The organism is Gracilimonas mengyeensis (genome assembly GCF_900182705.1).
Taxonomy (GTDB): Bacteria; Bacteroidota; Rhodothermia; order Balneolales; family Balneolaceae; genus Gracilimonas; species Gracilimonas mengyeensis.
The window spans coordinates 23,991-39,831 of sequence record NZ_FXTP01000004.1 but is presented as its reverse complement, the minus strand read 5'-3'; the positions used below and the strand labels follow the sequence as shown (position 1 = coordinate 39,831).

General features: G+C 45.2%; 11 protein-coding genes. 4 read left to right on the top strand and 7 right to left on the bottom strand.

Translation table 11 applies throughout. The annotated features are described in order from the left end of the window. Positions 1 to 10 precede the first annotated feature (10 nt). Positions 11 to 2,413 carry a GumC family protein gene (locus tag FN815_RS05625; protein WP_142453649.1) on the top strand — a complete coding sequence of 801 codons (2,403 nt, stop codon included), beginning with the start codon at positions 11 to 13 and terminating at the stop codon, positions 2,411 to 2,413. A 533-nt stretch (positions 2,414 to 2,946) separates the two neighbouring features. On the opposite strand, the gene cysN is transcribed toward FN815_RS05625, so the two are convergent. The 6 genes from cysN to FN815_RS05595 form a co-directional block, all read right to left on the bottom strand. Continuing rightward, positions 2,947 to 4,875, bottom strand: a complete 1,929-nt coding sequence (cysN, locus tag FN815_RS05620; protein ID WP_142453648.1) for a sulfate adenylyltransferase subunit CysN — start codon at positions 4,873 to 4,875, stop codon at positions 2,947 to 2,949. Positions 4,876 to 4,936: 61 nt separating this feature from the next. After that, positions 4,937 to 5,845: a sulfate adenylyltransferase subunit CysD gene (gene cysD / locus FN815_RS05615; protein ID WP_142453647.1), complete on the bottom strand. Its 909-nt coding sequence runs from the start codon at positions 5,843 to 5,845 to the stop codon at positions 4,937 to 4,939. A 56-nt stretch (positions 5,846 to 5,901) separates the two neighbouring features. After that, positions 5,902 to 6,675 (bottom strand): 3'(2'),5'-bisphosphate nucleotidase CysQ, encoded by a 774-nt coding sequence (gene cysQ, locus FN815_RS05610; protein WP_142453646.1) that lies wholly within the window; start codon positions 6,673 to 6,675, stop codon positions 5,902 to 5,904. Between the two features lie 12 nt (positions 6,676 to 6,687). After that, on the bottom strand, positions 6,688 to 8,457 hold the full coding sequence (locus tag FN815_RS05605) for an SLC13 family permease (protein WP_142453645.1): 1,770 nt from the start codon (positions 8,455 to 8,457) through the stop codon (positions 6,688 to 6,690). A gap of 90 nt (positions 8,458 to 8,547) precedes the next feature. Further along, positions 8,548 to 10,533 carry a ComEA family DNA-binding protein gene (locus tag FN815_RS05600; protein WP_185957181.1) on the bottom strand — a complete coding sequence of 662 codons (1,986 nt, stop codon included), beginning with the start codon at positions 10,531 to 10,533 and terminating at the stop codon, positions 8,548 to 8,550. Positions 10,534 to 10,601: 68 nt separating this feature from the next. Then, on the bottom strand, positions 10,602 to 11,420 hold the full coding sequence (locus FN815_RS05595) for a hypothetical protein (protein ID WP_221930252.1): 819 nt from the start codon (positions 11,418 to 11,420) through the stop codon (positions 10,602 to 10,604). A 24-nt stretch (positions 11,421 to 11,444) separates the two neighbouring features. Between FN815_RS05595 and porD the strand changes: the two genes are divergently transcribed. Further along, positions 11,445 to 12,371, top strand: a complete 927-nt coding sequence (gene porD, locus FN815_RS05590) for a type IX secretion system protein PorD (RefSeq protein WP_142453642.1) — start codon at positions 11,445 to 11,447, stop codon at positions 12,369 to 12,371. Between the two features lie 42 nt (positions 12,372 to 12,413). On the opposite strand, the gene FN815_RS05585 is transcribed toward porD, so the two are convergent. Beyond that, a complete protein-coding gene (locus FN815_RS05585) occupies positions 12,414 to 13,493 on the bottom strand; it encodes a sensor histidine kinase (RefSeq protein ID WP_142453641.1) in 1,080 nt (359 codons plus the stop codon). 427 nt (positions 13,494 to 13,920) lie between these two features. On the opposite strand from FN815_RS05585, the gene FN815_RS05580 reads away from it, so the two are divergent. Further along, complete coding sequence (locus FN815_RS05580; RefSeq protein ID WP_142453640.1) at positions 13,921 to 14,691, top strand: electron transfer flavoprotein subunit beta/FixA family protein; 771 nt, start codon at positions 13,921 to 13,923, stop codon at positions 14,689 to 14,691. A 96-nt stretch (positions 14,692 to 14,787) separates the two neighbouring features. After that, the gene (locus FN815_RS05575) at positions 14,788 to 15,762 is read left to right on the top strand and encodes an electron transfer flavoprotein subunit alpha/FixB family protein (protein WP_142453639.1); all 975 of its coding nucleotides are present in this window, start codon (positions 14,788 to 14,790) and stop codon (positions 15,760 to 15,762) included. Positions 15,763 to 15,841: the final 79 nt, after the last annotated feature.

Here is a 15,841-nt window from a genome sequence, read left to right as displayed (position 1 = left end):
CGATAAATTTATGAGTTCATTCTCCAATAATCACCACCATCCCTATGGAAATGGTCAAAATGGATTCCATGCCAACGGTAATGGAAGTCTGGGTACATTCGGAAACAATTCTTTCGGAAACAACACTGAAGATGATGATGAAATAGATCTCTTCAAATTATTTGGCACCCTTTTACGCAACAAATGGACATTGATCCTCTTTGTGGGTGTTTTTTCAGTATTAGCTGCTATTCTTGCTATAAGTCAAATACCCATTTATAAAAGTGATGGTACACTATTTATTAGTGAAAGCAAAAATCGGTATTCTTATGCTGGTTCAGACCTCTCTAATCTCTTAACCACAACCTATGGTATCGGTGTGGGTAGTACCATTGCCAACGAACTTCAAATTATTAAATCCAGAACACTGAGTGAAGATGTAGCCGACAGCCTTATGTCAAAAGAGTTGTCAGAAGCTGGATTTAAATACCCAGTATTGTGGAGAGCATATCCTGAAGATTCAACTACCACCAGTATTGATACTGTGGCCCAAAGAATTAGAGATAATTTAAGCGCTGTTCAAGTAGATCAAGAAACTGACATTGTTCGAATAGGTTTTGAGAGCCCTCTACCAGAAGAAGCAGCTTTCGTAACCAATTTAGTTATGGATACTTACTCTCAGCTTTCTACAGAGCAGAATAGAGCTATGGCTACCTCTGCGTTAAGCTTTCTAAGGGGTGAAAGAGAAAATATTGAAGATCAGCTAGAACAAACTGAAAATGAGCTCGAGCAGTTTATGGATGAGTCTATGCTAATAGCAACAGACGCACAAACACAGCAACTCATAAACACTATCACTACTCTTGAGACAAAAAAGCAAGAAATACGGGTACAATATGTCGCCGTTAATTCTGCTATTGAGACTTATGAAAGTCAGCTCGACGAAATTAAACCAGGTTTAGCCGACCAGTTTTCAGAAAGTGTAACCCCAAGGTTGACAAACTTCCAGTTTGCTTTAGCAGAGCTTGAGACTGAAAAATTACTCTTGCTTGCTAATAATCCAGAATTAGAGGACAATCCCGACCATCCTGAACTCAAAAAAATTGATCAGCAAATTAATCGTGTTCAAAGTCAGATTCGATCAATTGCTGAAAACTTGATCGATTCCAAATCTAGCTTAGCTCTTAGCTTTTTAGGAAGTGAAACAGGTAATATTGGCCAAAAAATCATTGATATTAATGAAAAGTTAATTCAACTCAGGGTTGAAAGATCACAATATGAAACACAAATAGAAGCTTTAGATGAACGTATAGCTTCTTTTAATGAACGGTTTGAGGAACTACCGGAAGACATTATTGAACTGGCACGTCTTAAGAGAGATGTGAAAATAAACGAAGAACTTTATTTACTGGTTTCTAATCAGTTTGCTGAAATGAATCTTTGGGAACGTACCCAATTTGGCTTAGGGCGTCCACTCGACTACGCTGTAGTTCCCAAAAACCCTATCAAACCTCAAAAAAAGCTTTGGGTTCTGATTGGTTTCTTATTAGGTGGGATCTTAGGAGCTGGATTTATTTTTATCCGCGAAGCGCTGGATGACAGTATCAAATCATCTGACTTTCTCAAAAAATACAACGTACCGTTCCTTGGCAATATCCCTGATTTTAAGATCATTGACTCTTTAGATCCTGACGGTAAACAACTGATTCAGGGTAAATCCGTTTCTAATCAATTACTGACCTTCCTTGATCATATCTCCCCTATTTCTGAGGCATATAGAAGGTTAAGAATCAACACGGTTTATTCCGATCCGGATAAAGACTACAAAGTGTTGATGGTTTCAAGTTCGGCAAAAGGTGAAGGAAAGAGTACCATAGCCGCTAACCTTGCCGTTACCTTTGCGGAAGCTGAAAAAAGCGTACTGGTAGTAGATCTTGACTTAAGACGACCTACCATGCATAAAGTTTTTGGTGAAAACAGAGAGCCTGGTTTGGTTGAACTTCTTTTCGAAACTGCAGGCTTTGATAATTGCATCAAAGAGACCATCGCTCCTAATGTTGATGTAATTTGCGCCGGTAAGAAAACCCCCGAGCCTGCAAGTGTGTTGGATAGCCAACGCTTGAAAACGGTTATTGACAAACTTAAGGACAAGTACGATCACATTATTCTTGATACTGCTCCTTATGGGATTATATCTGACTCAGCCTCTCTTCTGCGCCTCACGGATGGAATTATCGTTGTGGCCCGCTTTGGACTAACCTCTAAAAAGGAACTCGATTTTACTTTGGATGGTCTTAAGCACCTTAACGCCAATATTGTTGGGCTGGTACTTAATGCATTTGATCCTAAGAGAAGTAGTGATTATTACACTAATTACTATTATTACAAACGAGCATACAAAGATTATTACGAGGAAGAAAAAGCTGCATTATAAGCAACACTTCTCTTCTTGAATTTAACTTTTACCATTCCATTGAAAAGCCCGCTGATTTACGTTAGCGGGCTTTTTTGGTCTTGTGTTTGCTGAAAAATTAGTGGGTAGAGGGTTAGCTACATTTATGTAAATAACATGCTACATATCACGCACAGGTTTAGGTTAACCTATACATTCTGATCCCTATTTAGTCCCTCATAATATTTTTAAACTTGCTGATATAAAAGTGTAGCCCAGGGTTGGCCAGCTCTGTTTTTTTGGATGGACTGCCAAAGCTTCTGTTAAAATTACTCCCCCCCTTTTTCCTTCGGAGCGAAGCTTGATGTTCCTGTTGTCGGAGCCCCGGAGTCTATCTTCAGGCTTGTCATCAAGATACCTACCAGGTACAGCAATGACATATTTTATATCGAACTCAAGCTAATATTAGTATAAAAGTGATTACAAGGCTGAACTTTGATGGCCAAATAAAAACTAAAAAAAAACCGAAGGAGAGTTTTTCCTTCGGCTTGATTTAAAACGATTTAAAATTAACCTCAGGCTTCCCCTTGCCCAATAAGCTCGAGGATTTGCTTCACGGCCTCTTCTACCGACACCTCGTCGGTGTTGATGGTCAGGGCCGGGTCTTCGGGGGCCTGGTGGGCCGCATCAAAGCCGGTCAGCCCGGTGATTTCACCCTCCTCGGCTTTCTTGTAGAGGCCTTTCGGGTCGCGCTCCTGTGCCGTTTCGGGGGCGCAGGTAATGTGTACTTCCTTAAAGGCTCCCTCCGGGAATAAGGCTTTCACCGCCTCGCGGTCTTTCGCGAAGGGCGAGACAAAGGTGCACAGCACAATGTTGCCGTGCTCATAAAACAGCCGGCTCAGCTGGCCTACCCGGCGGATGTTCTCCGTACGGTCGGCCGGGCTAAAGCCCAGGTCGCCGTTAAGCCCATGGCGCACCTGGTCGCCGTCGAGCAGCATCGTCTGCTTGCCTTGCTCCCAGAGTTTCTGCTCGGCCGCCCGCGCTATCGTGCTCTTGCCCGCCCCGGAGATCCCCGTCAGCCAGATGAGCTGAGCCTTGTGCCCGTGGCGCTTCTCGCGCTCTTCGCGCGGAATGTTCCAGTCTTCCCACACCACGTTAGGGGAGTGTTGAGTGCTTAGTTCTGAGTTGTTAGTTTCTTCTTCTTTCGATACCGTCGAGCCGGCCCGCATCATCCCCGCGCCCACCGTCACGTTCGTGGTCGGGTCGATGATGATGAAGCTCCCGGTCTTCTTGTTGATCTGGTAGGCGTCAAAAAACAGCGGCTGGCTGGTCGTCAGCTTCACCCGCCCGATTTCGTTGAGCTCCAGGCTCCCCGCCTCTTCCCGGTTGAGGCTGTCCACGTTCATCCGGTAGACAATCTCCTCGGCAAACACCTGCGTGGTCCGTGTGGTGTGCTGCAGCACGTACTGCTTGCCCGGCTCCAGCGGCTTCTCGTTCATCCAGCACACGTAGGCCTCAAAGTTATTGCGCACCGTCGGCACGTTGTCCTTACGCACAATCATGTCCCCGCGGGAGATGTCAATTTCGTCTTCGGTTGTCAGCGTCACCGAATCTCCGGGATAAGCGATCTCGAGGTTCCCCTCGCGCGTCACCACTTCCTTCACCTTGGAGGTCAGCCCCGAGGGGAGCACCTTAATCTCATCACCGGGGCGGATGTGCCCGGAGGCGATGCGACCGGAGAAGCCCCGGAAGTTCTGGTGCGGGCGGATCACATACTGCACCGGGAAGCGGAAGTCCACCACGTTCTCATCGGCGTCCACTTTCACATTCTCCAGGTGGTGCAGCAGCGACGAGCCGTTGTACCACGGCGTGTTCTCGCTCTTGCTCACCACATTGTCGCCCTTCAGGGCCGAGATCGGGATGTAGGTTACGTCGGTGATGTTCAGTTTCTTGGCAAAGGCCCGAAACTCGCTCACGATCTCGTTGAATACCTTCTCGTCGTAGTCCACCAGGTCCATCTTATTGACCGCCACCACCAGGTGCGGGATGCGCAGCAGCGAGGAGATAAAGGCGTGGCGCCGCGACTGCGTCAGCAGTCCCTTCGAGGCGTCCACCAGGATCACGGCCAGGTCGGCCGTCGAGGCCCCCGTCACCATGTTGCGGGTGTACTGGGTGTGGCCGGGCGTGTCGGCAATAATAAATTTTCGTTTCGGGGTGGCAAAGTAGCGGTAGGCCACGTCAATGGTGATCTTCTGCTCGCGCTCGGCTTTCAGCCCGTCGGTCAGCAGCGCCAGGTTCACGTCTTCTTCCCCGCTGGATTTACTGGACTGCTCGATGGCTTCCATCTGGTCTTCAAAAATGGATTTGGAGTCGTAGAACAGCCGCCCGATCAGCGTACTCTTCCCGTCATCCACACTCCCTGCCGTCGTAAAGCGCAGCAGGTCCATGTCCAGGTATTTGTTGTCGGTGTTTGGGTTGTTGGTTTGTCCGTTTGTATCGCTCATGCTATTGCGTGATAAAAAAGTTCGTTATTCGATGTTGAGTGTTCGCCGGTTGGTGTGGAGACTAAAAGTAGCCCTGGCGCTTGCGGTCTTCCATGGCCGTCTCGCTGCGCTTGTCGTCGTGGCGGTTGCCCCGTTCGGTCTGCCGCGCGGCCGCTACCTCCTGGATGATCTCCTCCAGGTTCGACGCCTCCGACTCCACCGCTCCGGTGCAGGTCGCATCGCCAATGGTGCGGAAGCGCACCGTGCGCGTCTCCAGCTCCTCATCGTCCATGCGGTTGACAAACTCCGTGTCGGCCAGCCACACTCCGCGCCGGTCAAATACCTCCCGCTCGTGGGCAAAGTACAGGCTTGGGATCTCAATCTCTTCCTGGGCAATATACTGCCACACGTCCATCTCCGTCCAGTTACTGATCGGGAACACCCGGAAGTTTTCCCCGGGCTTCTTGCGTCCGTTAAACAGGTTCCACAGCTCCGGGCGCTGGTTCTTCGGGTCCCACTGGCCGAATACGTCCCGGTGGGAGAAAAAGCGTTCTTTCGCCCGCGCTTTCTCCTCATCGCGGCGTCCGCCCCCCAGGGCCGCGTCCACTTTATGTTCTTTCAGCGTATCCAGCAGCGTCGTCGTCTGCAGGGCATTGCGCGAGGCGTCCGGGCCGGTCTCCTCTTCCACGCGCCCCTTGTCAATCGACTCCTGCACGCTCCCCACAATCAGTTCCACTCCATGCTTCTCTACCAGGTGGTCCCGGAATTCGATGGTCTCCGGAAAGTTATGCCCCGTATCAATGTGCATCAGCGGAAACGGGATCTTGCCCGGGTGAAACGCCTTCAGCGCCAGGTGGAACATCACTATCGAGTCCTTACCCCCCGAAAACAGCAGCACCGGGCGGTCAAACTGCGCCGCCACCTCCCGCATCACATAGATCCCTTCGTCTTCTAATTCCTTTAGGTGTGATTGAGTTTTTTCTTTTGTCATTTTAATGTGATCGATCTGTATTAGTAAAAATTTATTTGAAAGAGATCAGCCTTTAACTACCAATCCTCAATATTGACTTCTTTGTTCAAACCCAGTAGAAAATAAGGGTTTTTAAGGTTTTCTTTGTTGTAAACCAGTGGTGAATATTTTTCGCCGTTTTCTGATGAATATCTGTATATAGCATCAGCTGCAGCGGTATCCCATTCCATGGTAGGACCAAGACGAGGATAAAGATCTGCTTTACCTTCAGCTACCAGGCAAAACTTGATAGAACTTCCTGACGGCACTTCTTCTTTTACTTCAATGCCAATGGAATTTAGTTTCTCTACCGTCGTATCATCCCCGTGCGAGCGGCTTACCACAATACTGGCTTTGCCGGGTGCTTCAAACATACTGGTTTCCAGTTTTACCGGATTCCCTTCTTTCGTACGCTTGAATGAACCGATGCTTTCCTCAGCATAGTATAAAACCTCAAAAGCCGGAACGTAGACTACGCCCAAGATGGGTTTACCTTCTTCAATCAAAGCAATATTAACGGTAAACTCCCCATTCTTCTTTATAAACTCTTTGGTTCCGTCCAGAGGATCAACCAGCCAAAAACGATTCCACTGTTTTCTTTCCTCATAGTCAGGCACACCCGACTCTTCTGAAATTACAGGGGTTTCCGGATCCATCTCCTTCAAGGCATCCACAATAATATGGTGTGCAGCCAGATCAGCTTTGGTTAAGGGCGAGTCATCCTCTTTGGTGATAACCTCCACGTCTGTTTCGTAAAATTCCAGTATTTTCTTACCCGCTTCTTCTGCGGTTTTAATGACTTGATTGAGCATCCACCTGTTGTTTTAAAAGTTCCAAATATAAGGTATTAAAGATACAGCGACAGCCGCGATGATCAAATTCAACGGCAGTCCAATTTTTAAAAAATCCGTGAATTTATAGCCCCCGGGGCCATAAACCATTAAGTTTGTTTGATAGCCTATGGGTGTTGAAAAACTTGAGGAAGCCGCTATAATCATCACCATAGCAAAAGGCATAAAGCTAACCCCAAGTGATTGTGCCAAGGATAATGCAATCGGAAATATCAATACAGCGGCAGCATTGTTGGTAATCATCTCTGTTAGCAACCAAGTGGCCAAATAGGTAAGAAATAATGCCAGTGTCGGGTTGTCTCCTGCAAAAGCAAATAAATTAGTGGCCAGATGTTCTGCTGCACCTGTATACTCAAGGGCACTACCAAGTCCCAGCGCAGAAGCGATAGCAATTAAAACGCGCCAATCCACACTTTCTAATGCAGAGGAATACCGGAATGATTTTGTAACTAACAAGAGCCCTCCTGCCACAATCGCAGCCTGAAGCATACTTAAAATCCCCGATGCTGCCAATCCTACCATCACCACTACCGCCAAAGCTGCAATCCATGCTTTATTGTAGGTAATGGGAGAAGAGTCTTCAATAGGACTTACCAGGAAATAGTCACTGGAATTTCGGTACTTATCTACAAAATTGGGGAGAGCTTCCAATAACAACACATCCCCGCTTTTAAGAGTGATGTCCCCGATTTTTTCATCAATACGCTCCCCATTCCTTGATACGGCTAACACAACCGCATCGTACCGGTAACGAAAATTTCCTTCTTTAATAGTTTGGCCAATCAAGGGATTAGAACGCGATACCACAGCCTCTATCATGGTTCTTTCATTACGAGGAGCATTCAATTTAAACACCTGGTTGGTTGCCGGTACCAGCCCCGATATTTGCTGAAGGTCAATAATGGAATCCACAATCCCCGTAAAAATAAGGCGGTCGTCTTCTTTGAGATGTTCATAAGGGCCTACTGCTGGAATAGCCCGGCCATTGCGCTGTATCTCAATCAAAAATAACCCTGGCAGGTTTCTTAGCCCTGCATCTTCTATGGTTTGTTCTGCTAAAGGACTACTCTTTGGAATAATCATCTCAATCGTATACTCCCTGGGATCCTGAAAAGTATCCATACTTGAGCCACGCTCCGGCAACAGTTTGTCACCAAAAACCAATAGATATAGAAATCCGGCAATAGCACAAGGGATACCTATGTAGGCCGGCTCAAAAATGCCTAAGGTTTGAGTACTCGCTTCCTGAATCATCAACCCATTAATAATCAAATTAGTACTGGTACCAATTAGTGTGGTAGTACCTCCCAAAATTGCTGCGTAACTCAATGGAATGAGTATCTTAGACACAGGAATCTGTGAAATCCTGCTCCAGCGTTCCATTGCAGGAATGAAGGATGCTACAATAGGCGTATTATTCAAAAATGCACTCATTACCATCACTGGTCCCATCACTCTGAGTTGAGCTTTCTTAACTGTACGTGCGTTCCCCATAACCCGTTGAACCATGAATTGTATGGCCCCGGTTTCTTTCAGCCCTGCGGCAACTATATATAAAGCTCCCACTGTTAACATTCCCTCATTGGAAAATCCTGATAATGCCTGGTCGGCAGGGAGAATACCTGAAACAAATATAATCGCCAGCCCCGAAAATAGGACAATATCCACTGAAACCGAGGTTGTAATCAACGTAATCAGGCAAAAAATGATAATTGAAAGTACAAACCAGCCTGCTACGGTCATGTTGTCAACTCTTTAAAAATATCGTAAACTCGTTTTTAGGTGTACCTAATGTTTAACTAATTAACCAAGCTAAGTATATGATTTATTAACTTAGAATTGAAGGCGTACCTGCAAACCTAATGAATTTCTAACATCCCCTCTTACCTCACTCAGACCGCTGCCCAATACCTGGGTGTTTTCAAAGATAGTAATACCGTACTTAAACCAGATATCCATGTAATCCACTGGCTCGTATTTGACCGTTAAATAAGCTCTTTGACCTTGATTATATAGCACTGTATTGGATAGTACATACAAAAGGTCACTTTCAAACTGATATACCCGGGTATTAAAACTTTCCGTATCGAACAAGGTAACTCTGCCATCTATTCGGAGCTTAGTTGATGGTATCAGGCGCACATCCTGATACATCAGAAAGCCCGTTTCCCAGTCCTCGCCGGCCTCCCGGTTTTGTACAACCTCCATTCTTGTGCGCAGCCGTACTCTTGAACTTAGCTGGTATTCAAGATGCCCTCTGATACTATTCCTTTTCTCAGATCCTAACTTTAGTTTTTCCTGACCGCTGGATTCTATCATAACAAACTCATCATCCCTTACCTCCGAACGCATTAGCAAATAACCATTGATCCGATCATTGAAAAATATTTCAGCCAAGCCAAGCAGGTCCATACCACCGGTGGCCTGCGTGGTTCCAAACCGGGGAGCTGCAAAATAGTATTGGTCAAAATAGGTACTTAGGGTGATTTTTCTGGAAACACTGTGCCTCAAACCTATATAAAAACCCTCTTCGTTTTGGGGAGATGAGGAGCTTTCTCCAAAACCTGTTCCCAGAAACGATTGAAAGTCTTTACTGTACTTTCTGTAAGCAAACGCCAAATCTGTGTTATCTCTTACAGGAGTTTCAACACCGGCAATCCCTCCGTACCCTCCGTTTTGGCTGCGCGCCCATTCACTAAATATAAATGCATTCCCCAACAAACCCCGGTAATCAATGCCGACTACGGAATGTTCTTTTCCTTCATAATCGAACAGATTACTCTTACTGGAACCTTTTGCAATATAATGACTGAAATTATTGACGTATCCGGTGGCGCCAATCAATCCAAGGGGCGAATCCCAGCGGACTCTCCCGCCCCAAGTGGTTTGATCGATATTGTTTTTCCGGGCCCTCTCGTTGGCTGTTCGATGCAAGCCCGATGAAGAAGGAAACCTTGTTGTATCACCATTAATAATTGAAGCTGTCCTTGGTCTGTATGAGTAGAAGGTTGTTAGCTCAATTTCCTGACCATAACTCACCGCCGCTCCCCTAAAATAATTGGTTTCCTGTGCTGATGAATACGGTTTGATACCGCGCTCGTTTTTGCTGATGGTTCCCGTTACCTCGCGACCTTTACCAAAAGCACCGCCCGTCCACAGCACCAACCCCTGCCCAAAGCTGAGGCTGTAATCTCCCAATACCATCGTATTGAGATTTCCCACATCAGAAAGAGCAATATGGGCTGAGTTAAAATCAAAGCCGGTACGGGCACTCAAAGGCTCCCCAGCATCCTTTTCTTGCGTAAGATTTAAGGAAAGATGATTGGATGTCATCCGAAACCGCTGATAGTATTTCATGGCATTGCCTGCATAACCACCCAGAGAGTCAGATCTTTTGAATCCTTCACGGGTTTCCAGATTTTGCTGATACCTGGAAAAAACATCCACTTTGCGACCGGCCAACCAATATTCCGGCCTCATATACATGTCTCTAAACCGTGACCCTGTGCCTCCAACACTTACATAAGGCTGCATACGCCGGTAGGTTGCCTGCCCGATGCCCGGCACTTCCAACAATTCATCAAGCGTCTCAAATGGCTTTGATTGCCGGTAATCCAGAATACCACGAGCAATTTTTAAATTGATGCCCGGCACCTGCAAAAAATCGTCCAGTCCTGCCTGATTGATGTTGACTGGATTAGCAGCTAAATCTTCCAGAAACTGGGTAAGTTGTTCTCCTGCGTCTTCAGCATCCTCGGTATCTAACTCTTCAAATGCTGCTTCTAACTGCTCTTCTACCGAAGTAGTGTCTTGAGCCATACACAAAATTGGCACTGCCCCAAAAAGCAGCATAAAGTATAGTAATATGCGTGATAGCCCCCTCATGATTAAAAGAAGGTGACAAGATCCAGACCAGGACTCAATCCCAGTAACTGATGCCTTTGTACCACCATGTTTATCTGCCAGCGTAAGGCTGAGTATCCGAAACCAAAAGAATAGGTCATTGGTTTGGTAGAAACACCTACCCTGCCTTTCAGGGATTCAATTACTAAAATTTCCACTCCTCCGCGATAGGAAACTGGGTAGCGAACATCTTTAACAGTATCCAGGGCGAACAAGGCTCGCTCATTTAACTGATAGGAAAGCCCCAAGGCCATATCACGGTATAAATCTTCCCGGATACCCTGATATTTTGGACGGTTGATATTGATGGAGCGTGCCCCAAGCCAAAGTCCATCCGTTAGCTCTGCTGCAATGCCAAGGTCAACACCCAGGGCACCACCGCTTCCATAATCGCCGCCAAAGGCAATATGGCTGTAATTAAGCACTATTCCGGCATGCAGGTTTCTCCATTCATTTTTGTATCCAAGCCTGGCCCTTGTTTTATTGAATAGCTCATCGCCATAGCGATGGATACCCAAGAGTGCCGTGCCATATCTGGTAGGTAAACTACCGGCTGCAGCAAGGTCGGTAAGCTCCGGGAAACCATAATTTCGGATTCCATAAAATCCAACGGCTTTTTCTGCGTTAGTGGCAAGGGCTGGGTTGTTAAACAGCGCCCAGTGGTCAGCCGGCATACCGGTACCAGCCTGTCCCATTCCCAATGCTCTGGCCCCGATGGTCAATTGAGCGTTGGCAGGCCTTACTATCATCCCCAAAAATAAAAGGAAAGAAATTTTATATAGAACTATGCGTATTCGTATCATTAGTACCTTATTAAAATCCCCGTTATGATACATCCGAAAAACACTTTTAATGTAATAAAGCACATTATTTTATGTGCATTCTTTTTTGGTTTAATTCCACAAGGCTCGTGGGCACAGGAATTTAATTGTGATGTGACCCTGAACACCGACCAGCTGGAAGGTTCTTCCTTTGATCACCTGGAGGACCTGGAAACCAATTTGGAGGCATACATCAATGATTACGAATGGTCTGATCAGGAATTTCTGGAGCACGAACGACTAAATTGCCGTATTCAGATTGTTATAAACAGTGGTACCTCTGATTTCATCTTTTCCGCAGAAACAGTTTTCCAGGTACAACGCCCTATCTATAACACCACGGCACAAACTACCTCTGTGCTCATCAGTGATGATACCTGGCAGTTTAGCTATCCCGAAGGCAAAAGCCTGATTCACGATGAAATGCAATTTGATGATTTAACGGGCTACATCGACTTTTTCAGCTACATCATGCTGGGCATGGATTTTGATACCTTTTCGGAATTTGGCGGGGAAGAGTATTATGTGCAAGCACAGAATATCCTGAACCTGGCTGAATCAGCGAACTCTATCGGATGGTCGCGCAGTACCAATAACCGCCGAAACCGAAATATGCTGGTCACTGATTTGGTATCTCCAAGTTATCGCTCCTTACGATCGGCTATCTACCAATATCACCGGCATGGTCTGGATAAATTTATAAATAATCCCGAAGAGGCCCGACAAAATATCCTGGATGCCCTGGCTTCTATTCAGGAAGCAAAAAGACGCTCCACCAGTAACCTCTTGTTTGATGTTTTCTTTGATACAAAATATCGCGAAATCACTGCCGCATTCACCGATGCCCCCACACAAATACGCCTTGAGGCTTATGATATTTTACGCCAAACCGACCAGGGACATCTCACCGAATACGATCGTTTGCAGAATTAAATTTATTTACGACCCGGCAGATTACATAGTGTCAACTATAATTCAATGAGAAGGATTACGAAAGCGAAAGCGGTAGCTAAAACCATGACTATTGCTTGAATGAATAGCATAGGCCTCAATCTGCTTACTCAGTGTTTTGATCAGTGTAAGCCCCAGTGAGTTGGACTTTTCAATAACCTCCTCGAAGCTTTCTGACATGCCCTTGCCATTATCACTGTAAACCACCTCTACTTCTCCATTGGTTCTTTTTACTACAATGGAGATCTCTCCTTCTTTCTTTCCTGTAAAGGCATGATTATAGGAATTTTGTATCAATTCATTCATTAACAAGCTGAAAGGCACTGCACGATTAGGGGTTAATATGATTCTATCTACATCGATCTCAAAACTTACCGTTTTCACATCGCTTTGGTAGCTATGGCATATATCCTCACACAACTGCACTACCAAATCCCTGATATTAATCTCAGCAAAATTCTCGGTTTTATAGAGCAGCTCGTGCACATTTGCGATAGACAAGATTCGCGATTGCATGGTGGATATCATTTCCAGGCCCGTATCTGTATTGTTGGCATGGTCGCGTTGCAGTTCTAACATTCCTGATATAACAGCAAGATTATTTTTTACCCGGTGATGGACTTCCGCAAGCAATACCTCTTTCTCTTTTAAAGAATTTTGAAGCTGTTTTTTACTCTTTTTGAGTTTATCCTCTGCTTGTTTGCGAGCTGTGATATCGCGTGATATCCCAAAAGTGCCGATTACTTTTTCACTTTCATCAACCAATGGAAATTTGGAGGTTGAAGACCATAAAACCCTGCCGTCCGTGAAAGTTTCCTTCTCAATGATTCCAATCTTTGGAACCCTGGTTTCCATAATCTGTTGCTCGTCCTCATAAGCCTGACGGGCATGCTCTTCCGAAAAAAAGTCAAAATCGGTTTTCCCAATTAATTCTTCCATCCTTGATGCGCCAAGCCGTTTTGCCAATTGCATGCTGGCTTTGATAAATCTGCTATCAGTGTCTTTGAAATAGATTAGATCAGAAGTGGTATCCAATAACTTATCAAAAAGGAAACTGTTATCTATGCTGTTTCCAGAAGATCTAAAAAAGGATGAAAATCCCATATTTTTGCTCTTATTTCCATGCAAATTCCAACAACTATCTACTATTATACGAAGATAAGTTGATCTAAAAAATATTTAAACAACTACAGTTCAACGAATTATGAATTCCCGCCTACCACCTCTTCATTTTTCTTATGTGAGAAATAATATTATCCAATCAAGGCAAAATTCTCACCTAATTTTGTTCAAATTAGTCGTAATCAAAGACTCACTGTTCTCTTTTAATGCACATAAATAAGACGTTGTATTACTTGTGAATTTTGTTCAAGTTTTCGATTCCATCAACCCCAATAAAAAGAGAGGGTATTTTTGCAACTTATGACTTAAATCTTGCTGCTTTTCTAAACATTTACATGATGGTTTTGTATATTAGCCGCCCAAAAAAGCGGTTCCATAACTGAAATTTTGAAGTTAAATATTCCCCCGAATGAAATTTTACGTTTGTATAAAAATGGTGCCCGATGTAAACGCACCGCTACAGATAAAAGACGGTCAATTGATACAGGATTCCGACCGCCAGATTCTAAACGCTTATGATGCTTCCGCCGTTGAAGAAGCCCTGGTACTTAAAGAAGCACATGGCGGCGAAGTAGAAGTGGTTTGCATTGGATCCTCCAAGGCATCTGAAACGATCCGGAAAGCCTTAGCTATGGGTGCAGATAAAGCAACTCATATCCTTACTTCAGGTGATGAAGAATATGATTCCGGCTCTTATGCCAAAATTTTAGCCAAGTTCTTTGAGGATAAATCGTACGATGTACTTTCTTTGGGCAAACAATCTCAGGATACGGACGCAGGCCTGACAGGAAGCATGGTGGCGGAATTGCTAGACCTTCCCTATGCCACCAACGCGGTGGGACTGGAAGCTGAGAAAGATAAACTTATCGTAAGGCGCCAAGGTGATACCGGACAGGAAATGCTTGAACTACCTACTCCATGTGCTGTCACTTGCTCTAATGACATGAATGAGCCGCGTATCCCGAACCTGAAGGGCATCATGGCGTCCAAGCGCAAACCGATGGAACAAGTGGAGCTTTCCGCTCTTGGATTGAATGAAGACGAGCTTACGGCCAAAACCACTGTTTTGAGGTATGAAGAGAAACCAGAACGTGAAGCCGGCAAGAAGTTTGAAGGCGAACCGGATGAAATAGCTAAAGAAGTAGCCCAGCTGCTGGACACTGAAGCAAATGTTATTTAAAAGAAATTAGAAATGTTGGATTTTGAATTTTGAATATGTGATCCAATTCAAAATTTAGAATTCATAATTCAAAATTATGACTGAAAGGAATTACTCATGAGCACTATTCTTACCCACATAGCCATTGCAGACGGCAAAATTAAACGTTCCTCTTTAGAAGTTCTCTCTCACTGTAAACAACTCGCCGAACAAGGCGGACATTCGGTTGAAGCGGTTGTGATTGATGCCAATGCTTCTTCTTTTGTGGAAGGCATCCAGAAATATGGAGCATCAAAAGTGTATGTAGTGGAAGATCCTATCTTCAAAAATCATATGAATACGCCGCTTTTGAAGGCCTTATCCAATGTGATGGAAACGGCCAATCCCTCAGTATTTGCTTTTGCCTCTACCGAAGGCACCAAAGATATTCTGGGCGCTTTAGCAGCGAACCAGGATGCGGCCGTACTCCCGGATGTTTCTTCTTTTGAATTGACAGAAGGTGGAGTAAAAGCCAAACGCCCGGTGATGGCCGCCAAAATTATTTCCAACACCGAAGCCAAAGGCGATAAAGTAATCGTCTCAGTCCGCTCCGGCTCTTATGATTTGGTTGAGAACGAAACCTCAGCTGAAGTGGTAAAAGTTGACTTCAGCATGGATGAAGGCGAGCTCAAAGCCACCCTCAAGGAAATCATCTCGGCTTCCGGCGATACCATTGACCTGAACGAAGCCGAAGCCATTGTAGCTGCCGGACGTGGAGTGAAGGATGAAGAAGGCCAAAAACTGATCTCCGAACTGGCTGAAGTTTTAAATGCCGGCATCGGTGCTTCAAGGGCTTTAACGGAAGCGGGCGTATATGACCCAAGCTTGCAGATTGGTCAGACCGGAAAAGTAGTTTCTCCACAACTCTATATTGCTGTAGGTATCTCGGGAGCGATACAGCACGTGGCAGGTATGGCCAATTCAAAAGTGATTGTAGCCATCAATAAAGATGCTGATGCCCCCATCTTCGAAATTGCCGATTATGGCCTGGTTGGAGACCTCTACAAAGTACTCCCTCCTTTCATCGAAGAACTCAAGAAAATCAAAAGTTAATTTTAAATGCTAAATGTTGAATTTTGAATTGATCTCTTACACAGGTGTGAAATCAATTCATCATTTATAATTCAACATT

Excerpts from the sequence above, each read along its gene's own strand:
- cysN (WP_142453648.1), bottom strand. The coding sequence starts at position 4,875 with ATGAGCGATACAAACGGACAAACCAACAACCCAAACACCGACAACAAA.
- FN815_RS05605 (WP_142453645.1), bottom strand. The coding sequence starts at position 8,457 with ATGACCGTAGCAGGCTGGTTTGTACTTTCAATTATCATTTTTTGCCTG.
- FN815_RS05595 (WP_221930252.1), bottom strand. The coding sequence starts at position 11,420 with ATGATACGAATACGCATAGTTCTATATAAAATTTCTTTCCTTTTATTT.
- porD (WP_142453642.1), top strand. The coding sequence starts at position 11,445 with ATGATACATCCGAAAAACACTTTTAATGTAATAAAGCACATTATTTTA.
- cysD (WP_142453647.1), bottom strand. The coding sequence starts at position 5,845 with ATGACAAAAGAAAAAACTCAATCACACCTAAAGGAATTAGAAGACGAA.
- FN815_RS05575 (WP_142453639.1), top strand. The coding sequence starts at position 14,788 with ATGAGCACTATTCTTACCCACATAGCCATTGCAGACGGCAAAATTAAA.
- FN815_RS05625 (WP_142453649.1), top strand. The coding sequence starts at position 11 with ATGAGTTCATTCTCCAATAATCACCACCATCCCTATGGAAATGGTCAA.
- FN815_RS05585 (WP_142453641.1), bottom strand. The coding sequence starts at position 13,493 with ATGGGATTTTCATCCTTTTTTAGATCTTCTGGAAACAGCATAGATAAC.
- FN815_RS05600 (WP_185957181.1), bottom strand. The coding sequence starts at position 10,533 with ATGGCTCAAGACACTACTTCGGTAGAAGAGCAGTTAGAAGCAGCATTT.
- FN815_RS05580 (WP_142453640.1), top strand. The coding sequence starts at position 13,921 with ATGAAATTTTACGTTTGTATAAAAATGGTGCCCGATGTAAACGCACCG.
- cysQ (WP_142453646.1), bottom strand. The coding sequence starts at position 6,675 with ATGCTCAATCAAGTCATTAAAACCGCAGAAGAAGCGGGTAAGAAAATA.